General features: G+C 67.0%; 17 protein-coding genes. 7 read left to right on the top strand and 10 right to left on the bottom strand.

Translation table 11 applies throughout. The annotated features are described in order from the left end of the window. Window positions 1-1056: a 5-(carboxyamino)imidazole ribonucleotide synthase gene (locus tag QZ546_RS12945; RefSeq protein WP_294238187.1), complete on the top strand. Its 1056-nt coding sequence runs from the start codon at window positions 1-3 to the stop codon at window positions 1054-1056. A gap of 30 nt (window positions 1057-1086) precedes the next feature. On the opposite strand, the gene QZ546_RS12940 is transcribed toward QZ546_RS12945, so the two are convergent. The 3 genes from QZ546_RS12940 to QZ546_RS12930 form a co-directional block, all read right to left on the bottom strand. Further along, a complete protein-coding gene (locus QZ546_RS12940; RefSeq protein WP_294238186.1) occupies window positions 1087-2892 on the bottom strand; it encodes a DUF885 family protein in 1806 nt (601 codons plus the stop codon). Between the two features lie 242 nt (window positions 2893-3134). Further along, a complete protein-coding gene (locus QZ546_RS12935; RefSeq protein WP_294238181.1) occupies window positions 3135-3434 on the bottom strand; it encodes a hypothetical protein in 300 nt (99 codons plus the stop codon). A gap of 12 nt (window positions 3435-3446) precedes the next feature. After that, window positions 3447-6305 (bottom strand): pitrilysin family protein, encoded by a 2859-nt coding sequence (locus QZ546_RS12930; RefSeq protein WP_294238180.1) that lies wholly within the window; start codon window positions 6303-6305, stop codon window positions 3447-3449. A gap of 212 nt (window positions 6306-6517) precedes the next feature. On the opposite strand from QZ546_RS12930, the gene clpB reads away from it, so the two are divergent. Continuing rightward, window positions 6518-9097, top strand: a complete 2580-nt coding sequence (gene clpB / locus QZ546_RS12925; protein WP_294238179.1) for an ATP-dependent chaperone ClpB — start codon at window positions 6518-6520, stop codon at window positions 9095-9097. 358 nt (window positions 9098-9455) lie between these two features. Here clpB and QZ546_RS12920 read toward each other — a convergent pair whose 3' ends face one another. The 4 genes from QZ546_RS12920 to xseA all read right to left on the bottom strand — a co-directional run bounded on the left by QZ546_RS12920 (window position 9456) and on the right by xseA (window position 15522). Next, window positions 9456-12530 carry a TonB-dependent receptor gene (locus tag QZ546_RS12920; protein WP_294238177.1) on the bottom strand — a complete coding sequence of 1025 codons (3075 nt, stop codon included), beginning with the start codon at window positions 12528-12530 and terminating at the stop codon, window positions 9456-9458. Between the two features lie 472 nt (window positions 12531-13002). Further along, window positions 13003-13857, bottom strand: a complete 855-nt coding sequence (locus QZ546_RS12915; protein ID WP_294238174.1) for a M23 family metallopeptidase — start codon at window positions 13855-13857, stop codon at window positions 13003-13005. Then, window positions 13854-14054 (bottom strand): DUF2093 domain-containing protein, encoded by a 201-nt coding sequence (locus QZ546_RS12910; protein WP_294238172.1) that lies wholly within the window; start codon window positions 14052-14054, stop codon window positions 13854-13856. The genes QZ546_RS12915 and QZ546_RS12910 overlap by 4 nt, the downstream gene beginning before the upstream one ends. Window positions 14055-14085: 31 nt before the next feature. After that, complete coding sequence (gene xseA, locus QZ546_RS12905) at window positions 14086-15522, bottom strand: exodeoxyribonuclease VII large subunit (RefSeq protein WP_294238169.1); 1437 nt, start codon at window positions 15520-15522, stop codon at window positions 14086-14088. Between xseA and purD the strand changes: the two genes are divergently transcribed. From purD to QZ546_RS12885, 4 genes are all read left to right on the top strand, one after another. Beyond that, window positions 15521-16807 (top strand): phosphoribosylamine--glycine ligase, encoded by a 1287-nt coding sequence (gene purD / locus QZ546_RS12900; protein ID WP_294238167.1) that lies wholly within the window; start codon window positions 15521-15523, stop codon window positions 16805-16807. The genes xseA and purD overlap by 2 nt on opposite strands. A gap of 62 nt (window positions 16808-16869) precedes the next feature. Then, entirely contained in the window at window positions 16870-17559 is a 690-nt protein-coding gene (locus QZ546_RS12895) for a hypothetical protein (RefSeq protein WP_294238165.1), read from the top strand. Window positions 17560-17593: 34 nt separating this feature from the next. Further along, window positions 17594-18154 carry a hydrolase gene (locus QZ546_RS12890; RefSeq protein WP_294238164.1) on the top strand — a complete coding sequence of 187 codons (561 nt, stop codon included), beginning with the start codon at window positions 17594-17596 and terminating at the stop codon, window positions 18152-18154. A 414-nt stretch (window positions 18155-18568) separates the two neighbouring features. After that, window positions 18569-18865, top strand: coding sequence for a hypothetical protein (locus QZ546_RS12885; RefSeq protein WP_294238162.1), 297 nt, complete (start codon window positions 18569-18571; stop codon window positions 18863-18865). A 16-nt stretch (window positions 18866-18881) separates the two neighbouring features. Here QZ546_RS12885 and QZ546_RS12880 read toward each other — a convergent pair whose 3' ends face one another. Next, window positions 18882-20183 (bottom strand): hemolysin family protein, encoded by a 1302-nt coding sequence (locus QZ546_RS12880; RefSeq protein WP_294238160.1) that lies wholly within the window; start codon window positions 20181-20183, stop codon window positions 18882-18884. A 141-nt stretch (window positions 20184-20324) separates the two neighbouring features. Between QZ546_RS12880 and QZ546_RS12875 the strand changes: the two genes are divergently transcribed. Further along, window positions 20325-21002, top strand: a complete 678-nt coding sequence (locus QZ546_RS12875; protein ID WP_294238157.1) for an OmpA family protein — start codon at window positions 20325-20327, stop codon at window positions 21000-21002. 81 nt (window positions 21003-21083) lie between these two features. Here QZ546_RS12875 and QZ546_RS12870 read toward each other — a convergent pair whose 3' ends face one another. Then, window positions 21084-21401, bottom strand: coding sequence for a hypothetical protein (locus QZ546_RS12870; protein ID WP_294238154.1), 318 nt, complete (start codon window positions 21399-21401; stop codon window positions 21084-21086). Then, window positions 21401-22081, bottom strand: coding sequence for an acyloxyacyl hydrolase (locus QZ546_RS12865; protein ID WP_294238150.1), 681 nt, complete (start codon window positions 22079-22081; stop codon window positions 21401-21403). The genes QZ546_RS12870 and QZ546_RS12865 overlap by 1 nt, the downstream gene beginning before the upstream one ends. Window positions 22082-22166 lie beyond the last annotated feature (85 nt).

Below are 22166 nucleotides of genomic sequence, written 5' to 3'. Positions count from 1 at the left end.
ATGCTGAAGCCGGGTTCGACGATCGGGATTTTGGGTGGCGGCCAGCTGGGCCGGATGCTGGCGGTGGCCGCCGCGCAGCTGGGCTATCGCACCCATGTGCTGGCCCCCGATGAAGAGAGCGTGGCGGCGCAGACCGCCTCCTCGCTGACCCGTGCCGATTATCACAACACGGTCGTGCTCGCCGATTTCGCCGCCGCCTGCGACGTGGTGACGTACGAGTTCGAGAATGTCGACGTGACGCCGGTCGAATGGTTGGCGGAGCGCCTGCCGGTCCACCCCGCGCCCACCGCCTTGCGCGTCGCGCAGGACCGGATCGCCGAGAAGAGCTTTGTCGAGAAGGTCGGTGGCCGCCCCGCCCCCTGGGCGTCGGTGAACTGCGCCGCCGACCTGACCGCCGCGCTGGAGCGGATCGGCTGCCCCGCGATCCTGAAGACCACCCGCTTCGGCTATGACGGCAAGGGTCAGGCGCTGATCCGCGACATGGCCGACGCGCCCGCCGCCTGGGAGGCGATCGGGGGCCCGGCGGTGTTGGAGGGCTTCATCCATTTCAGCCACGAATTCTCGATCCTGGTGGCGCGCGGGATCGACGGGACGACGGTCCGCTACGACCCGCCGCACAATGTCCACCGCGACGCGATCCTGCGCACCTCCACCCTGCCCGCGCCCGCCGAGATCGCTACCCAGGCCGAGGAGGCGACCGCGCTCGCCATCCGCATCGCCGAGGAGCTGGGCTATGTCGGCGTGCTGGCCTGCGAGTTCTTCGCGACCGAGAACGGCCCCGTCTTCAACGAGATGGCACCCCGCGTCCATAATTCGGGGCATTGGACGATCGAGGGCGCCGAAACCTCGCAGTTCGAGAATCATATCCGCGCGATCTGCGGTCTGCCGCTCGGCGACACGTCGCTGACTGGCGCGCGGGTCGCGATGGAGAACCTGATCGGCGACGACGTCTGGGAAGGCGCGCTGACCGAAAAGGGAACGCACCTCCATCTGTACGGCAAGGCGGAGTCGCGGCCCGGCCGCAAGATGGGGCACATCACGCGGGTGGTGCGCTGATCGGCTGATCCGCGCACCCCGGCCGGACCGTCACGCCCGCGCCCATTCCTCACCTACCCGGCGCAGCACGTCGAGCGGTACGCGGCCGTGGCGCAGGACGGCGGTGTGGAACGCCTTCAGGTCGAACGCCGCGCCCTTCTGCTTCTTCGCCAGATCGCGAATGCCGACGAACACCGAGTGGCCCAGCTTGTAGCTGGCCGCCTGGCCGGGATTGACGCAGTAACGCTCCACCTCGCGCGTGGCGAAGCCCTCCGCCTCGCCCTCGGCCTCGGCGAAATGGCGGATCGCCTGTTCGCGGGTCCAGCGCAGATGGTGGATGCCGGTATCGACGACGCAGCGATTGGCGCGGAACAGCAGGAACTTCAGATAACCCAGCTGCCCGAGCGGATCGTCGTCATACATGCCGATCTCGTCCGCCAACTGCTCGGCATAGAGCGCCCAGCCCTCGCCATAGCCCGAAAAGCCGTTAATCTTGCGGATGAGCGGCAGCCGCGTGTTGGACAGCGCCAGCCCGCCCTCCAGCTGATGGCCCGGCAGCCCTTCGTGATAGACGGTCGTCGCGAGGCAAAATTTGGGCCAGTCGGCGCTGTCCTTCAGGTTGAAATAGACGAGACCCGGACGCGAGCCGTCGATCGCGGGCCCCTGCGCAAAGGCCGCCGCCGCGCCCGCCTCGGTCTGTGGGGGCACGCGGCGCACCTCGAAGCTATAGGGTGGTGTCCGCTCGAACACCTGGGGCAGGCGGGTGCGGATCGCATCCAGCCGTGCATTGCAATAGGCGATGGCGGCGCGCTTGCCCTCGTCGGTATTGGGATAGAGCTGGTCCGGGTTCTTGTAGAGCGCGGCCATGCGCTCGCCCACCGTCCCCCTGCTATATCCCTGTTTCTTCAGCAGCGCGTCGAGCCGCGCGGACAGCATCGCCGCCTGTTCGCGGCCGAAGCGGTGCACTTCGTCGGGCGAGAAGCTGGTGGTCGTGTTCGCCTTCAACGCGACCGGATAATATGCCGGGCCCTGGGGCAGTTTCCACACGCCCGCGTCATGCGTGGCCTTGCTCCGCAGCGTCTTGGCATAGGCGATCTGGCGGTCGAGTGCGGGCAGTATCTCCGCTTCGTAGATCGTCGCCGCTTGCCGAGCATAGCGATCGCCGAGCCGCTTGTCCTTGGTACGGCGGGCAATCGACTGGACGACCAGCGCCTGATCGGCGGGCTGGCGGGTGTTGACCATCTGTTCGAGTGCGAGGTCGAGGATGAAGTCGGGTGGCACCACGCCCTGCCCCGCGTCATGGCGCATCCGGTCGGTCTGCGCGTCCATCTGGCTGGCGAAGGCGCGCAGCCGCATCAGATAGGCATCGGCGTTCCCGGCGGTCGCGATCTTGTGCTTGGTGTCGAGAAAGTCGGGAACCGACTGGTACGCGCCCGACAGCTGCGACACGACATAGGGGCTGGGACCATAGGAACTGCCGCCAAAATCGAACGCCTGCACGGCCTCGGCCGAGCGACGGGTGTAGAGTACCGATTCCAGGTCGATCCGCTCTTCGGGCGACAGGGTCGCGGGGTCGATCGCCGCCAATCGGGTCAGATCGGCCTTGGTCGCCGCCTTCGCCGCGGCGATTCCCGCTGGCGACTGGTCGGAAAGCTTGCTGCGCAGATCGGCATTGGCGCCGGTGTCGAGGCCGAGATTGGTCGCCGCCTCGGGACTGCGGCGGAGCTGTTCCTGGACCAGCGTGTCGAACAGCGCGGTCAGGCGGGTCGCGGGCGTGTTCTGGGCGACGACGCCCTCGCTGCCCGCCGCCACGGCGAGCGCGGCCGAGCCTCCCAGGAAATGCCGCCGGTCAATCATGCTGGTCCCCTTTTTCGGTTTTCGGGGGGCAGCGTAACGGAATCGGACGGGAATTGAAGCGGTTATGTCGTGGGGTTCAGCCCTTGGGCTTCGACTTCGCTCAGCCTGAACGGCGGTTGGGGTGTGGGGCATTTCACCACAGCCGTTCAGGCTGAGCGAAGTCGAAGCCCACGCCTCCCCCCCACGAAAAAGGGCGGTCCGCCATTCGACGCACCGCCCTTCTCCAAACGCACAGCGGGAAATTACCCCGCCCGCGTCCCCGACAACGGGAAGCTGCCGAACGCCCCCGCGCCGACCGAACCGGTCAGTGCGTCGCCATCGGCGGTCGCCTCGCAGTCCAGCGTCATCGGCATGGGCGAGGAGATCGACATCTTCCAGCTGATCGTGTTGCCGGATACGTCGCCTTCGATCTCCATCGACCCCATCTGGCCGCCGCCCGAACCGGTGAAGCGATCGCCCTCGGTCGTGACGGTCAGCGTCATCTCCTGATCGCCCAGCGGCGACTTCACGATGCAGTTCCAGGTCCCGTCGATATCGGCCATCGTCACTCTCCCTTACTGTGCCGCCGGGGCGGGTGCGACGACCGCCGCCGGTTCGATCACCTCGACGGGCAGGCCCAGCGTATCCAGCTGCGGCTTGACCGTCTTGGCATCGCCGACCACCACCCAGACGAACTGCTTCGGGTTCAACGCCGCCTGGATCGACTTGTTCAGCTCCGGCAGGGTCATCGCCTGATAACGCCGGGTGATCGTCGCATAGTAATTGTCCGGACGGTGCAGCAGGTCGTTGGTCTGCATCGCCGACAGGACCGCGTCAGAGGTCTCGAAATTGCCCGACAGCGAACGGATCGCACCGGTGATCGCACGGTCGAACTCGACCTGATCCATCGGCTTGGCGGTCAGGAATTCGGTCACGTCGCTGCGCAGCGCGTCGATCGACGGGCCGGTCTTGTCCGCCTGCACCGGCGCCGACATGATATAGGGCGCCGCGAATTCGGACGTCTGGAACCCGCCGCGCACGCCGTAGGACCAGTGCTTGGTTTCGCGGATGTCGGTGTTGATCCGGCTGAGGAAGCTGCCGCCCAGCGCGTCGTTGGCGGTGTTGACCAGCAACATGTCGTCGGTGCCCTTCAGCGGCGTCGGGGCGCCCGCCATGATCATCGACTGCGGGCTGTCCGGCCGGTCGACCAGCACGATCTTCGGCGCGGACGGCTGGCCCGCGGCGAAATTCTTCACGCCCGCGGTGCCGGTCCCCTTCCAGTCGCCGAAGACGCGGTCGAGCGCCGCCTTCACCTCGGCCAGCGGACGGTCCGAGGTGACAAAGATCTTCGCCTTGTCGGGGCGCAGCCACGCCTGCTGGAATGCGACCAGCTGGTCGCGGGTCATCGCCGCCACCGCATTCGGATCCCCCGCGCCTTGCGCCTTCGCATAAGGGCTGGTCGGACCATAGACGAGCGGCGGCAGGACGCGACCCGCCAGCCCCTGCGGGCTGGTCAGTTCCTGCTTGATGCCCGCCAGCGTCTGCGTCTTCACCCGCGCCAGTTCGGGATCGGGGAAGGCCGGATTACGGACGATATCGGCATAGAGGTCGAGCGCGGGGGCCAGATTGGCGCTGGGCACGTCCAGCCCGACGACCGTGCGGTCGTTCGTCGCGCTCGACCCGATCGAGGCGCCCAGCCGCTCCTGCTCCTCGGCGATCGCGATGGTGTTGCGGTGGGTCGTGCCCTCGTCCAGCATCGACAGGGTCATGCGCTGCGTGCCCAACTTGCCGGGCACGTCGGCGGCGACACCGGCGTCGAACGACATCGCGATCTGCGTCACGGGCACGGCGGTGCGCTGCGCGTAGACCAGCTCGATGCCATTGGCCAGGCGGCTGCGCGCGACGGTCGGGAAGCTCAGCAGCTTGACCTGCCCGACCTCGGGCAGCGCCCCGCGCGTGCCCTTGGCGGGCTGGTCGGGGGCGGCGGGCACGGCGGCGCGCGGCGGCACCTTGGCCTCTTCATAGGCATCGCGCGCACCCGGCACGACGGTCAGCGTATAGGTCGGGCGCGACAGCCACTTGTCGGCCGCCGCCTTCACGGTTGCGGGCGTCTGGGCCGCGATCGCCTCCAGCTGCTTCTTATACTTGCCCGGATCGTTCGAGTAGAGCGCGCCCTCGGCCAGGGCGACGGCCTTGCCGCCGAAGCCGCCGACCGATTCCAGCCCCTGGACGCGGCTCGACACGAAGCGGGTCACGGCACGCTGCACTTCGTCGGCGGTCGGGCCGTTCTTCAGGAAGTCGGCCAGGATCTCCTGCATCCGCTTGTCGACCACCGCCGGGTCGACGCCGGGACGCACGATCGCCATCATGTTGAACATGCCGACCTGCGAGAAGGGCCGGTCGCCCGCCGACACCTGCACCGCCAGCTTCTCCTGCTTGACCAGGATATTGTCGAGCCGCGACGAGGCGAGGCCACCCAGGATCGAGCCCGCCACGACCAGCGAGGCGCTTTCGGGATCGTTCAGCCCGGGCACCGCCCAGTTGCGGCTGATCATGACGGCGGCGACGCGGTCCTTCATCACCTCGTTCACCGGCGCCGGCAGGGTCGGGATGGTGACGGTCGGCAGGAGGCTCTTCGGCCCCGGCTTGATCGCGCCGAAATACTTCTCGACGAGCGGCTTGGCGGTGGCGGCGTCGATGTCGCCCGCCAGCACCAGCACGGCGTTGTTCGGGCCGTAATGGCTCCGGAACCAGTCCTTCACCGTGTCGAGCGACGCGGCGTCCAGATCGGCCATCGAACCGATCGTGGTGTGGCCATAGGGGTGATCGGCCGGGAACAGGCCCTGGATGACCTTATACTGGGTCAGACCGTAAGGCTGGTTGTCGCCCTGGCGCTTCTCGTTCTGGACGACGCCACGCTGTTCATCCAGAACGCCTTGCGTCACCGCGCCGAGCAGATAGCCCATGCGGTCCGACTCCAGGAACAGCGCGCGGTCGAGCGCGGCGGTCGGCACCGTCTCGAAATAATTGGTCCGGTCGAAATAGGTGGTGCCGTTATAGTCGGTCGCACCCACCGACTTGAGCGGCGCGAAGAAGTCGCCCGGCGCATTCTCCGATCCGTTGAACATCAGATGTTCGAAGAGGTGCGCGAAACCGGTCTTGCCCTTGGGCTCATGCTTCGACCCGACATCGTACCACACGCTGACCGCGACGACCGGCGCCTTGCGGTCGGTATGGACGACGACGCGCAGGCCGTTCTTCAGGGTGAAGGTCTGATAGGGGATGTCGACCGCCTTCACGAGGGTCGATACGGGCGCGGGCTTGGCCTGAGAGCTTTGGGGGGCCTTCGGAGCTGCCTGGGCCCAAAGCGCCTGCCCCGGCGCGACGACCGCAAGGGCGGCGGCGCCGGTCAGCGCCACGGACTTGATACGCATATCTCTTGAGTCTCCCCACTCGGTGTATCGCCGGACCATAGCGGGCGCGCGGCGGACTGCAATCCGCGATGACGAACGGAATTCACTCGAAAAATCGCCGAACCCTTTCGCTATCGAAACAGCCATCCCATGTTGCGGATACGAAATTCTACCAGCACCTTGTGTTGCCGAAATGCAACACCATCTGACCTGGAAAGCGACAGGAACCCCAGATGAACCTCGAAAAATTCACCGACCGCGCCAAAGGCTTTCTGCAAGCCGCGCAGACCGTGGCCATCCGCAACAGCCATCAGCGTATCGCCCCCGAACATCTCCTCAAGGCGCTGATCGAGGACGATCAGGGCATGGCGGCCGGCCTGATCCAGGCGGCGGGCGGCGACGCCAAGCGTGTCGAGCGTGAAACCGATACGGCCTTGGCCAAAATCCCGGCCGTCTCCGGCTCGGGCGCGCAGAGCTCGCCCGGCCTCGACAATGATCTGGTCCGCGTGCTCGATCAGGCCGAACAAGTCGCACAGAAAGCGGGCGACAGCTTCGTCACCGTCGAACGTCTGCTGCTCGCCCTCACCCTGGCCTCGACCAATGCGGCGGGCAAGGCGCTGGCGGCGGGCGGTGTGACCCCGCAAGCGCTCAACGGCGCGATCGAGCAACTGCGTCAGGGCCGCACCGCCGATACGGCGGGGGCGGAGGACCGATACGACGCGCTCAAGAAATTCGCCCGCGACCTGACCCAGGTGGCGCGCGACGGCAAGCTCGACCCCGTGATCGGCCGCGACGAGGAAATCCGCCGCACCATCCAGATCCTCGCGCGTCGGACCAAGAACAACCCCGCACTGATCGGTGAGCCCGGCGTCGGCAAGACCGCGATCGCCGAAGGCCTGGCGCTGCGCATCGCCAATGGCGACGTGCCCGACACGCTGAAGGACCGCAAGCTGATGGCGCTCGACATGGGCGCGCTGATCGCAGGTGCGAAATATCGCGGCGAGTTCGAGGAGCGGCTGAAGGGCGTGCTCGACGAGGTGAAGGCCGCCGAGGGCGACATCATCCTGTTCATCGACGAGATGCACACGCTGATCGGCGCAGGGAAAGGCGACGGGGCGATGGACGCCTCCAACCTGCTAAAGCCTGCCCTGGCCCGCGGCGAGTTGCACTGCGTCGGCGCGACCACGCTCGACGAGTATCGCAAGTACGTCGAAAAGGATCCCGCCCTCCAGCGGCGGTTCCAGCCGGTGTTCGTCGGCGAGCCGACGGTCGAGGACACCATCTCGATCCTGCGTGGCCTCAAGGAAAAGTACGAACTCCATCACGGCGTGCGCATCACCGACGGCGCGCTGGTGGCGGCGGCGACCCTGTCGAACCGCTACATCACCGACCGCTTCCTGCCCGACAAGGCGATCGACCTGATGGACGAGGCCGCCAGCCGCATCCGCATGGAGGTGGAGTCCAAGCCCGAGGAGATCGAGACGCTCGACCGCCGCATCCTGCGCCTGAAGATCGAGCGCGAGGGGCTGCGCCGTGAGAGCGACGCCGCCAGCATCGACCGGCTGGAGCATCTGGAGGAGGAACTCGCCAATCTGGAGGAGCAGTCGCACGCGCTGACCCAGCGCTGGCAGGCCGAGAAGGACAAGATCGCGGGCGAGGCCCGCTTAAAGGAACAACTCGACCAGGCGCGGATCGAACTCGACCAGGCGCAGCGTAGCGGTGACCTCGCCAAGGCGGGTGAGCTGTCCTACGGCCGCATCCCGCAGTTGGAGAAGCAACTGGCCGAAGCCCAGTCCGCGACCGAGGGCGCGATGCTGCGCGAGGAAGTCACCGCCGACGATATCGCGGGCGTGGTCAGCCGCTGGACCGGCGTGCCCGTCGACCGGATGATGCAGGGCGAGCGCGAAAAGCTGCTCCGCATGGAGGAGGTGATCGGCAAGCGCGTCATCGGACAGGAGGATGCGGTCCGCGCCGTCTCCACCGCCGTCCGCCGCGCGCGGGCGGGGCTACAGGATCCGAACCGGCCGCTCGGGTCGTTCCTGTTCCTCGGGCCGACGGGTGTGGGCAAGACCGAGTTGACCAAGGCGCTCGCCGAATTCCTGTTCGACGATCCCTCCGCCATGGTGCGCATCGACATGAGCGAGTTCATGGAGAAGCACAGCGTCGCCCGGCTGATCGGCGCCCCTCCCGGCTATGTCGGCTATGAGGAAGGCGGCGTCCTGACCGAGGCGGTGCGGCGGCGGCCCTATCAGGTCGTGCTGTTCGACGAGGTCGAGAAGGCGCATGGCGACGTGTTCAACGTGCTGCTCCAGGTGCTGGACGACGGTCGCCTAACCGATGGCCAGGGGCGGACGGTCGACTTCTCAAACACGCTGATCATCCTGACCTCGAACCTGGGCAGCCAGTATCTGGCCAATGTCGAGGACGGGCAGAGCGTCGAGAGTGTCGAGCCACAGGTGATGGAGATCGTACGCGGCCATTTCCGCCCCGAATTCCTCAACCGGCTGGACGAGATCATCCTGTTCCACCGGCTGGGCCAGAGCCATATGGGGCCGATCGTCGACATCCAGGTCGACCGCGTCGCCAAGCTGCTCAGCGATCGCAAGATCACCCTACACCTGACCGAGGCGGCACGCGAGTGGCTGGGCCGGGTGGGGTACGACCCGGTCTATGGCGCGCGTCCCTTGCGCCGCGCGGTGCAACGCCACCTGCAGGATCCGCTGGCCGAGGAAATCCTGCGCGGGCATGTGAAGGACGGGTCGACCGTCACCGTGGACGAAGGCGACGGCAAGCTGGCGCTGTCGGTCTCCTAACGCCCCCCCTTCCCTCTCCCCTCATGGAGGGGAGAGGGTTGCGCAGACTTGGTCTTTGCAAAAGCAAAGACTTAGTCGGAGCTGGGTGAGGGGTGGGCGCGCGAAGCGCGCGCGAGCCCTTGGGCTCGCTCGCCCCCTCACCCAAGCTGCGCTAGCCAGCAAGCTGGCAAGCTGGCAAGCTGGCAAGCTGGCAAGCTGGCAAGCTGGCAAGCTCCGCTAACCCTCTCCCCTATCCAAGGGAGAGGGAAAGAATAAGCCATCATGAATAGCGATGGGGCGAACGCGACCACGCAGTCTTCGGACATGAAAAAACGGCGGGCATCGCTGCCCGCCGTTTCTTTCGTGTCTGCAACCAGCCTTACAGGTCGATGGTGAAGCTGGTGAAGATATACCGCCCCGCCGCATCATAGATGCCCGGATAGGTGTTGCCGTTGCCGAACGAACCGATCGGCGCAGCCGTCGAGCTGAGGATCGGCGGCGTCTTGTCGAGCAGGTTGTTGGCACCGATGCGCAGCGTGTACTTGTTCTCGATCCGCGCCGAGACGGCGAGGTCGAAATAGTTCTGCGCGGGCACGCGGGCGTCGCGGGCGTAGAAGGAGCCCGCCAGGTCGCTGTCGCCGCTGGTCCGCTCGAAGCGGGTCGGCGACAGGTGACGCCAGGTGCCGGAGATGCCGATACCGTTCGAGTTGTTCCACGACAGCACGGCGCGGTGACGCCACTTGGACTGCGGGAAACCGCACTGCGCGCCGTAGAGACCGGCGCAGTCGAACTCCGCACCGACCTTCGAGGAGGTCAGTTCGTCGACATAGGTGCCGCTGATGCCCGCGCTGAACGTGCCCGCCGTGGCGGTGCGCAGCGTGTAGTTCGCCGACACGTCGATACCGCGGGTCTTGAGCGTCCCGGCATTGACGTTGGTGTCGACGACATAGCCCTGCGGCGTCTGCCACAGCGTGCCGTTGGCGTCGCGACGGATCGCACCGCACAGCGTCGGGTTGCCGGTCTGCAGGCACTGGTTGAGGATCGTGTCGGCACCGATGACGCCGATGATGTCCTTCACCTTGATGCTGAACAAATCGACCGTGGCGGTGAAGCCGCGCAGGAAGCTCGGCTGGAGCACCGCACCGACGGTGAAGGTGTCGGCCGTTTCCGGACGCAGGTTCGGGTTGCCGCCGACCAGGCCGTTATACTGTTCCGACGGATTCGCCGAGATCAGGCCGAAGCGGTTGGCGGGCACGCCGATACGGGCGCACTGGGCGGCGGTGTTGCCGTTGACCAGCCCGTTGACCGCCGCGCCTGCGCAGGGGTCGGTGGCGCCGTCGATCTGGACCGACTGGGCGACGAACAGTTCCTGGATGTTCGGCGCGCGGACGGCGCGGTTGTAACCGCCGCGGAAGGTCAGGTCGCGCACCGGCGCCCAGGTCAGCTGGCCCTTATACGAGCTGACCGAACCGGCCGTGCTGTAGTGCGAGAAGCGATAGCCGCCCTCAAGCGTCAGTTCGTGGAAGAACGGACGATCGGTGACCAGCGGGATCTGGATTTCGCCGAACACTTCCTTGACGTCATACTGACCCGAATTGGGCAGGGTCGGACCGCCCTGACCGGCCAGGTCGCCGCTCTGGAAGGCCTGATCGACTTCGAGGCTCAGCTGCTCCTTGCGATATTCCGCGCCGATCGACAGGCCGATGCCCTCGTCCGACCAGGGCGACTGGATGCCATATTCGCCGCCACGGAAGTTGACCGCGCCGCTGACCACGGTTTCCTTGGTCTGGCCCTGCTGGAAGCCCGCCTGCTGCACATAGTTCAGCGCGGCGGCCGTGATGGGCTGCGCACCGAAGATGTTGAGCGGCACGCAATTGGGGTCCGAACCATCGACCACCGAACGGCAGACCGGGTTGGCGGCCGTGCCGATCACGTCGAGCGCGCGGGTCGTCTTCGACACCGAGAACTCGTTGCGATAGATCAGGTTGTACTTGGTCGTGCCATATTGGCCGTAAGCGTCGTACGAGATGCCGCGATCCAGGTCGCCGCGCACGCCCAGCACGAAGCGGTACGACGTGTGCGTGATGTCCGCCTGGCGACCGCCGCCCTCGACGTTGCGGCGCCCGATCAGGACATTGGCCTTGTTATAGGTCGTGCCGTCCGGGTTGGTGAACGCGATCGGGTTGCCGTTCGCATCCGACACCAGGTTGGTCGCGCGACAGAAGGTCGCGACCTGCAGCGCCGACAGCAACGGGTTGTTGCAGTTCAGCGTCTGGGTGTTGCTGAAGTCGCCCGACGGCGCGATCTGGGCGACCGTGCGGTCGTCCATGAAGTTGAACTCGGCATAGGGCTTCAGCGCGTCGCTGACGTCGTAATGCGCCATGAACCCGGCGGTGAAGCGCTTGTCCGGCCGCTGGTAATAGTTGAGCGGGTTGGCGTTGTAGAGCGTGGTGCCCGGAACCAGCTGGCCTGCCGAGTTCAGCGTGTAGCTGGTCGGCGGTCCGCCCTGGACGGCATCGCCCAGCGTGAAGTTCGCAGGCGCAGCGGTCGCCGAACCGCCGCAGCGATAATCGGCGCCGGTGTTGCCGGCGGGCGCGTTCAGGCTGCAGGCGCTATAGTCGCGGCGGCCCTGGGTGATCGCCTGGATCTCGCGATAGCCCATGTAACCGACGATATGGCCCTTGCCGTCTTCGGTGCCGGTGCCGAGCTTCAGGTTGACGTCGAACTGCTGGCCGTCGGCCACCACGCCGCTGGGCGAGGGATAGCCCGCCGCCGCCGCCAGGCCCTGGAACCGGGCGCTGTCGTTATTGTGGTTGTACAGGCCATAGGACGAGGTGAGGCTGAGGCCCTTATAGTCCGTGTCGAGCACGAAGTTCACGACGCCCGCGACGGCGTCCGAACCATAGACCGACGAGGCACCGCCGGTCAGCACGTCGACGCGCTTGATCAGCGCCTGCGGGATGACGTTGACGTCGGCGGCCGAGCTCTTCGACACCGGATCGCCCGGCATCAGGCGACGGCCGTTGACCAGGACCAGGGTGCGCTGGTCGCCCAGGTTGCGCAGGTTCAGCGTCGCCGTACCGGTCGAGCCGTTCGACACCGACGAGGTCTGGGTCGCGAAGGACTGCGGCAGGGTGTTCAGCACGTCCTCGATACGCGATCCGCCGCGGATCTGGATGTCCTCGGCGGTGACGACCGAGATCGGGCTGGCCGAGGTCAGGTTGGGGTTGGAGATGCGCGAACCGGTGACGACGATGTCGCCGCCCGCGCTGGCCGGCGCCGCGCTCTGGTCGGCGGCCTGATCGGCACCCTGGGTCGCGGGCACGGTGGTCCCGGCATTCTGGTTGGCGGTCGTCTGGTCCTGCGCGAGCGCGGGCGCGCTCAGCAGCATCGACAGCGGCGCCACGGTCGCCATCAAGGCGACACGGCGCTGGCCGATCCACGAATTGGTCATGAACATTACCCCTTTTCCATCTTCCGTGCAGCACGTGGGCCGAACGGGACTCCGTGATCATGAAACATTTTTGTGTTTCATTCCGGAATGTTGCCTGATTGGGGCGAACAGGGACCACTGTAAAGACAGGAAAAACCCTAAAACCCACGACAGGTGCACACCTGTCGCAAAAATGACACTATGTTCAACATATCGGGTTACGAAGTGCCAAAATCACGGCCAGTGACAGGAACCATCATAGGTTATAAACACAACAAATGACATTGTTGCTGTCACAATCGAGTTCACTGCAAGATTGTTACAAGCGCCGTTGGTCCGCACCGCTCGCCGCATGAGAGACCGGGATCTTGATCTCCATTATAAGTGCGCGATGGGACGACCCGCGACGAATTCGATCGGATCGTGCCCGGTCGGCCAGGGGACGTGCCGCTCGGGTATTGACGGAAACCGGGCCGCGATCGCCCGGCAAGGTTTAGGGCATCGGCCCCGTCACCAGCAGCGGGTCGAGCTTGCGCCCACGCCATTGCAGGCTCCAGTGGAGATGCGGCCCCGTCGCGCGGCCGGTGGCGCCGACCGCGCCGATCGGCTGGCCCTGGCGGACATGGTCGCCGACGCGGACGTCGATGCGCGACAGATGCAGGAAGGCGCTGTTCAGCCCCTGCCCATGGTCGAGCATCAGCAAATGGCCTTCCAGCGTGAAGGGGGTTTCGGCCGCCAGGATCACGACGCCATCGGCGGGCGCGCGGACGATGGTACCGGTCGCAGCGGCGATGTCGGTGCCCGAATGATAGCTGCCCGGCTCGCCGCGATAGATACGCTGCGCGCCGAACAGGCCCGAGATGCGGCCCGTCACCGGCCATGTCGGCGCCTGACGCCAGCCGGTCGCATCGGTCGTTAGCGCGCGGGCGGCGCGGATCTGCTCCAGCTCGGATGGGCGCAACCGCTGGAACTCGGGGTCGGGCACGGGATATTTGGGCAGCCGGTCCAGCCGCTCGATCCGCCAGGCGCGCAGCGCGATGGTCAGCAGTTGGCGAAACCGACGGCCATCGGCGAAATTCGCCACCAGTTCGGCCGAGGGCCCGGCATCGCGATCGAACCCGGCAAGAAAGCTGCCGTCCGGGGCCAGCGGCAATGCCTCTCCGTCCAGCGTCACCGACACCGCGCCGGTCGGGGCCTGCCCCCGGATCAATCCGCCCTGGCTCAGCTGGCCGGTCCAGCGAAAGGACGAGGATGGTGGCGCGACCGGCGCTTGAAGGGGAAGCGTCGCCTGTCCGACGGACGAGGCGCAGAGGGTCAGCAGTAGCGCGACGCCGCCCCCGACCCTCATTGCGGGCTCAGCACCTGCGCGGTGGCTTGGGCATCGACATAGGCTTCCTGCCGCTCGGCGCTCCAATATTTCAGGTCTTCCAGCGGAATGCGCCGTCCGGTCACCGCACAGACGACATGATCGCCCGGCGACAGGACGCGAAAACCATTGGCCAGATAATGAAGCCGCGCGGGGCGATCGGTGTTCGTCATCAACATGGGTCTGCCTTGGATGAAAGAAGCCTGGGGATCAAAGAAGCGTGGGCTGGTTCGGCGTGCCCGATTTGGGCTGGGACTGGTCGGCCTTGGGCTCCCGCTTGGGCTTGTCATAGGTTTTGGCGGCGGGGCGCTCAAGTCCACCTCCGTCCACCGCCACGTCCACGGTCCCGTCGCGGAAACGCAGGGTCAGCGTGTCGGCCGCTCGTGCCGCCTCCGCTGAAGACAGCGTCTCGCCGCCCGGCCGTGCGGTGATCCGAGCATAGCCGCGCTCCAGGATACGGTCGGGGTTGAGCGACTGGACCAGCCGCCAGGTCGAGGCCAGCCGGTCGCGCCCACGCTCCACCTGCCGCTCCAGGATGGCGGGGCGCAGCGCGGCGCCTGCGCGGTCCAGCCCGCCGCGCGCCAGCGTCACCCGCCGCTCCAGTCCCCGATCGAGCCGCGCCCCCGCCTCGTCCGCGCGCTGGCGCTGCGGGCCCAGCAGCTGGTCGCGCTTGGGCAGCAGCCGCGCCATGGCGTCCAGCCGCTCGCGCCCGCGCTCGACATAGCGCCGCGCGCAGCGTTCGGCGCGCTGGCCATGCGCGGCGACGGTCAGGCGGATATCGGCGAGCACCGGCACCGCGATCTCGGCCGCCGCCGTGGGGGTGGGGGCGCGGAGGTCGGCGGCATAGTCGCACAAAGTCGTATCGGTCTCATGCCCCACCGCCGAGATGATCGGGATCGAGCATTCGGCCACCGCGCGGACGACGATCTCCTCGTTGAACGACCAGAGATCCTCGATCGAGCCGCCGCCACGTGCGACGATCACCAGATCGGGGCGCGGCACCGGGCCGCCGGGCTGGATCGCATCGAAGCCCCGGATCGCGGCCGCGACCTCCTTCGCTGAGCCCTCGCCCTGCACCTTGACCGGCCAGACGATGACATGGGTGGGGCAGCGATCCTCCAGCCGGTGCAGAATGTCGCGGATCACCGCGCCCGTGGGCGAGGTAACGACGCCGATCACCGGCGGCATGAAGGGCAGTGGCTTCTTGCGATCCCGGTCGAACAACCCCTCGCCCGCCAGTTTCGCCTTCAGCTTTTCGAGCAGCGCCATCAGCGCGCCCGCGCCCGCCAGCTCCATCCGCTCGACGACGATCTGGTATTTGGACCGGCCGGGGAAGGTGGTCAGGCGGCCGGTGGCGATCACCTCCACCCCGTCCTGCGGCTGGAACGGCAAGCTGTTCGCCGCCCCCTTCCACATCACCGCGTCGATGACGGCATTCTCGTCCTTCAGGCTCATATAGACATGGCCCGAGGTGGCGCGCTTATAGCCCGAAATCTCGCCACGCAGGCGGACATGACCGAACTCGCCCTCCACCATCCGCTTCAGCTTCAGGCTGAGTTCGCCGACCGATAGCGCGAGCGCGTTGTCGCCGGCGATCTCCTCGGCTACCAGCCTTGCACTTTCGTCATAGGGATAAGGATCGGGCATGAACGTCCTGCTGCTGGGATCGGGTGGCCGCGAACATGCGCTGGCATGGAAGCTGGCACAGTCGAACGGGTTAGATACGCTCTACGCCGCGCCCGGCAACCCCGGTATCGCGCAGCATGCGACCTGCGTCGCGCTGAACGCGACCGATCACGCCGCCGTGGTGGCGTTCGTGAAGGAGCATGGCATCGGCCTGGTCGTGGTCGGCCCGGAAGCGCCGTTGGTCGACGGCCTGGCCGATTCGCTGCGTGCGGCGGGCGTGCCGGTGTTCGGGCCGAGCAAGGCCGCCGCGCAGCTGGAGGGGTCGAAGGGCTTCACCAAGGATCTGTGCCGCCGCGCCGACATCCCGACCGCCGGCTATGTCCGGGTGAACACGCTGGCTGAGGCGCAAGCCGCGCTCGCCACGACCTTCGGCCTGCCGGTCGTCATCAAGGCCGATGGCCTGGCGGCGGGCAAGGGCGTGACCGTCGCCTTCACCAAGGCCGAGGCCGAGGGCGCGATCACCGACCTGTTCTCGGTGCCCGGCGCCGAAGTGGTGATCGAGGAATTTCTGGAGGGCGAGGAGGCCAGCCTCTTCGTCCTGACCGATGGCGAGGCTTTGCTCCCCTTCGGCTCGGCGCAGGATCACAAGCGCGTCGGCGACGGCGATACCGGCCCCAATACCGGCGGCATGGGCGCCTATAGCCCCGCGCGGGTCCTGACGCCCGAACTGGAGCAACAGGCGATCGACCGGATCGTGCGGCCCACCGTCGATACGCTGCGCGCGGAGGGGACGCCCTTTTCGGGCGTGCTCTATGCCGGGCTGATGCTGACCGAGCAGGGGCCCAAGCTGATCGAATATAATGCCCGTTTCGGCGATCCAGAGTGCCAGGTGCTGATGCTGCGCTTCCAGGGCGATCTGCTGGCGGTGATGCTGGCGGTGGCCGAAGGGCGGCTGGCCGAGCTGCCCGCGCCAGCCTTCTCGGCCGATCCCGCGCTGACCGTGGTGATGGCGGCGTCCGGCTATCCCGGCACGCCCAAGGCGGGCGGCGCGATCGAGGCGATCGACGCGGCCGAGGCGACCGGCGCATTGGTGTTTCAGGCGGGCACGAAGATGGACGGCGAGCAGCTGGTCGCGAGCGGCGGCCGCGTACTTGCCGTCACCGCCAGCGCCCCTACGGTCGGCGAGGCGCAGGCCGCCGCATACCGCGCGGTCGATGCGATCCGCTTCCCCGATGGCTTTTGCCGCCGTGACATCGGCTGGCGCGAGGTCGCGCGCGAAGCCGACGCTACGGGAACCGGGCAGTAACTCCGTCGATTGGGGCCCGACAGTTACGGGCGATCACGGGCAAGGGACAATAGGGTGAAGCGATGAACGATACGACGGCCGCACCGGCGACAAGCCTGATCCCCGATGGCGTGGCGGCGATCACGACCATCCATTTCGTCCTGATCGCCATCGTGGCGATCGCCGCGATCGCGATGATCGTGATCGGCATCGGCCTGAAGCGCCGCCGCACCCATGCCGCCCGGCGGGTGGAGGAGAATGCGCAGGAAGCCGGGATGGCGGTGCGCGAACCCGATGCGGCACCAATCGGCGAGGCGGCGCTGACCGAACCCAAGCCAGCACCCGCCCCGACTCCCGCGCCGAGCCCGGCCCCGACGCCCGTCCCGGCCCCCGTGATGCCGACACCCACGGCGCCCGAGGCGCCGGTCGTCACCGACGAGCCCCTGAACGACGAACCCGTCGCCGCCGCTGCACCGATGACCGCCAGCCCGGCGGCCGAAGCCTCGGCCGCGCCGGTCGATACCGCCCGGCCGGAAGACCAGCCGATCACGCTGCTCAAGGGCCTGGGGCCCAAGCTGACCCAAAAGCTGGCCGAGCATGGCATCACCACGGTCGGTGACCTGGCGGGGTTGAGCGACGCGCAAGCCCAGGCGCTGGATGCGCAGCTCGGGGCCTTTTCGGGCCGCATGGCGCGCGACCGCTGGCTGGAACAGGCGCGGCTCCTGGCGGCGGGGGACCGTGCTGGGTTCGAGGCGGTGTTCGGGCGGCTCTGAGGGAACGCCCGGTCCGCTGGCCGGTTGACGCGGCATGACGACGCTCGATCCCCGAACCACCGCGCTGATCCTGATCGACCTGCAACGGGGTATCCTGCCCTATGCCGGTGGCCCACGCTCGGGCGAAGAGGTGGTCGCGACGGCCAAGACACTGGCCGACCGCTTCCGCGCAAGCGGCGCGCCGGTGGTGCTGGTCCATGTCGGCTTCACGCCGGAGACGATGCCCAGCCAGACTGTCGACCGCCCCAGCCTGCCGGCCGAGGGCACGCCGCCCGCATTCAGCGAACTGGTCCCCGACCTGCGCCAGCCGGGCGATATCGTCGTGCTGAAACATCATTGGGGCGCCTTCACCGGAACCGACATGGACCTGCAACTGCGCCGGCGCGGTGTACGCACCGTGGTGATCGCGGGCATCTCGACCAATATGGGCGTCGAATCGACCGCGCGTTCGGCCTGGGAGTTGTCCTACGACGTGGTCATCGCCGAGGACGCCTGCGCCTCGCGCTCGACCGAGCTGCACGCCTTTGCGATCGAACACATCTTCCCGCTGTTTTCGCGGGTCGTGGCGTCGGGGGATATCGAACTGCCGGCTTGAGTTTACTCACCGCGCCATTCCAGGATCGATAGACATGCCTGCGCGCCCTTCCCTCTCCCCTGGAAAGGGGAGAGGGTTAGCGGAGCTAGCCAGCTCGCTGGCTAGCGTAGCTTGGGTGAGGGGTTGAGCGAGCCGAACGGCTCGCGCGCCCGCAAACGCGGGCGCTTCACCCCTCACCCAGCTTCGACTTGGCCTTTGCTTTCGCAAAGACCAAGTCTGCGCAACCCTCTTCCCTCTATGAGGGGCGAGGGAGGGAAAAGTGTATGCCTCAATATCGCTCGGCCCTATCCTCGCTCCCATCACGATGAAGTCGAGGGCGGCGTGGAGTTCCTATTCGAAGTCCTGATCCAATACGGTGGCGAACTTCTACTACAATTGCTGTTTGAAACGGCGGCCGAAGCGGGCTTGCACAGCATGGCCGAAACGTTCCAGCGGCCCAAAAATCCGCTGATCGCCACCATCGGATTCGCCTTTTGGGGCCTGGTCGCTGGCGGGATCAGCCTGTTGCTATTACCGCATTCGCCCATCGCCGATCCGCAATGGAGGCGCATCAATCTGATCGTCACGCCGATCGTCGCGGCTGGCGCCATGGCCGTGATTGGCTATGTCCGGCGGCGCAAGGGAAGCCGCCTCGTCCGGCTCGACCGGTTTGGCTATGCCTATGTCTTCGCACTCGTCATGGCGCTGGTCCGGTATCGCTGGGCGGGATAACGCTCCCGCCTCGGCCTCAAGCCTCGCTGACCAACAGCTTGTCGATCCGCCGCCCGTCGAGGTCGACCACCTCGAAGCGCCAGCCCTGTTCGACGAAGCTCTCGCCCTCGCCCGGCAGGTGGCGGAACACCGCCAGCGCGAGCCCTGCGACGGTCGCGTAGTCGCGGTCGTCCGGCAGGTCGATGCCCAGCCGATCGGCCAGCGCGTCCGCCGCCATGGTGCCCGCCACCAGCAGCGAGCCGTCGTCGCGCTCGACGACCGAGGGCGCCTCGCCGGGATCGGCGTCGGAGGCGAATTCGCCCGCGATCGCGGCCAGCAGGTCGGCCGGGGTCACGATCCCCTCGAAATGGCCATATTCGTCATGGATCAGCGCCATCGGCACCTCGGCCTGGCGCAGCGCCAGCAACACGTCCATCGCGTCGATCCGGTCGATCACGACGGGGGCCTTGCGCATCAGATGCTTCAGGTCGAGCGGCTCGCCCCGGAACAGCGCCATGGCGATGTCGCGCGCCTGAACTACGCCGACCACCGCATCGATCGAGCCCTCCCCCACCGGCAGGCGGGTGCGCGGGCTTTCCAGCAGCTTGGCGCGGATCGCTTCGTCGTCCAGCGTGCAGTCGAGCCAGTCGATCTCGGTGCGCGGCGTCATCACCTCGCGCACCGGCCGGTCGGCCAGCCGCACGACGCCCGAGATGATCGAGCGTTCATGCTCCTCGATCACGCCCGACTTCGACGCCTCGGCGACGATCAGGTGCAGTTCCTCGGCCGTCACCTGATCCTCATTGTCGCGGTTCAGGCCGAGCAGCTTGAAGATCACGCCGCTGGTCGAATCGAGCACCCAGACGATGGGCGCCGTGCCGATCGCCAGCCAGCGCATCGGCACCGCGACGAACGCCGCGATCGGCTCGGGCTTGCGCAGCGCGAATTGCTTGGGCACCAGTTCGCCCAGGATCAGCGAGGCATAGGTGGTCAGGCCTATGACCAGCGCGAAGCCGAGCGTCGCGGCGGTCGAGGACGAGACGCCCAGCGCCTCCAGCCGCGCCGCCGTCGGCGTGCCCAAGCTGGCGCCCGAATAGGCCCCCGCGATGATGCCGGTCAGGGTGATGCCGATCTGGACGGTCGACAGGAACTTGCCGGGATCGGCGGCGAGGGTCAGCGCGGCCTGCGCGCCCTTGCGCCCGCTGCGCGCCATCGCCTCCAGCCGGGCCCGCCGGGACGACACGATCGCCAGCTCGCTCATCGCGAACGCCCCGTTCAACGCGACGAGCGCGAGGATGATGAGGACGTCGATCCACGGAAAGGGGGGCAGCGTTGCCATCGTTGTGCGGTGCTCATAGCGGGGCGGGAGGGCCTTCGACAACTCCCGTCGTCATCTTCCGTTCAGATCGCTTGCGGAACAAGCGCCATCGGGTTCGCGTTTCGGGGTGTGAGACGCGACAATTTAACAAGGGTTATGTCCATGACGATGTCCGCCAAGTTCCTCGCCGCCGCCGCGCTATCCGCGCTGGTCGCCACCTCGGCCTGCACCACCGATCCCGAAACCGGGCAGCAGCGCCTGTCCAAGGCGGCGATCGGCGGCATCGGCGGCGCGGTCGGCGGCTATCTGCTGGGCGACCTGGTCGGCGGACGGCATGACCGGACCGAGAAGATCCTGGGCGCGGGCATTGGCGGCCTCGCGGGGGCTGGCATCGGCGCGTATATGGACAAGCAGGAGCGCGACCTGCGCGCACGCACCGCGGGCACCGATGTGCAGGTGGTCCGCCAGGGCGACGACCTGTTGCTGAACCTGCCCTCGGGCATCACCTTCGCCTATAATTCGGCGACGGTGCAGCCGCAGTTCCGCCAGACGCTGGATCAGGTCGCCGACATCCTGTCGCAGTATAAGCAGACCTATATCGACGTGTATGGCCACACCGATTCGACCGGCAGCGACGCGTATAACCAGCGCCTGTCCGAACAGCGCGCGGTGTCGGTGGCCGACTATCTGGCCTCGCGCGGGGTGCAGCCCGCCCGCATCGGCACCCGCGGCTTCGGCAAGACCCAGCCGATCGCCTCGAACGACACCGAGGAAGGCCGCGCCGCCAACCGCCGCGTCGAGATCAAGATCGTGCCGATCCGCGAGGGCGACCTGCGCTGATCATAGTATCGAGCAAGGCTATCCTGACCTTCCCTCTCCCAATGGAGAGGGAGGGTCGTTGCCTCCCCCCTTGCCACTGAATCAGTCCGTCACGGGCTCCGCGCGGTATTTGCTATGGGGCAGCACCGCCGCGAAGACCGGCTCCATGCAGGGCCGGACCTCCTCGACTTTCTGCACCTTTGCCGCGCAGTCCAGCATCCCCGCACAGATATAGTCGTCGAGCTGCGCATCACCGCTGCGCCGCTTGAAGATGCAGCGACGGATGCCGGTCTTGCGGTCGGTCTTGGTCATGATCCGCAACGCCTTTAATCGCCGTCCGGTGACGACGACATCGTCCGACGCGGGCGGAGCTGGCGTCGCCTGCACCGGCACCATTGCGGCGAGCAACAGTGCCAGCATCACCGTCCCAGCGTCCGAACCAGTCGAATCCCCAGATTGTCGATCCCGGGATTCTGCTCGGAAAACCATTGGTGGTGGCTGTAATGCTCCCAGGCCAGTTCCGCTGCCCAGCGCCGGTTCAACCGCACGCCGATCGACGCATTGGGGTTGAGCTGGAAACGCGATCCGAACGCGGTCCGGTTGCGATAGATGTCATAGCGCCGCCACGCCTCCGCATCGGAAATGCCGGGCGCGAATGGATCGGGGGTATAGCGATAGCCGTCATGGACGGTCAGGCCGATACCGATCTGACCATAGACCCGGTCGTGGAACGCATGTTGACGCCACTCCGCCCCGATACTGAAAAAGCTGGTCCGCCCGGCGGTGTTGACCTGCGCCTTGGCCGCGATCCGGGGCTTCAGCGCCCAGCGGATCGGCAGCGGCGCGGTGCGATAGGCGAGCTGGACGTCGACCGTGCCATCCTCTTCCATCCCCTCATAGAACATTCCAGGCGGCGGATCGGGAAAGACCAGCCGGCTGCCCAGCGGGTGGAAATTCGAACCATGCTCGAACACTCCGACCGCCACTTCCGAATCCGTCCAGCGCGATCGCCCCGCTCCGGTCGGCGCACTATCCTGCGCCATCGCCGATGCGGAGACGAACGCCATCGCCACGCCAAGCGCGTGTTTCTTCCATCCCATGATCCCACCCCTGACAGAACCGGCCGTCGCATGGCCGATGATTATCGCGTATGATGGCAAGAAATTTCTGTCAAACAGAAAGAAA

This window comes from uncultured Sphingomonas sp. (assembly GCF_913062585.1).
Lineage (GTDB): Bacteria > Pseudomonadota > Alphaproteobacteria > Sphingomonadales > Sphingomonadaceae > Sphingomonas.
Note: the sequence above shows the minus strand (reverse complement) of the source record. Positions and strands in the feature narration are given on the sequence as shown.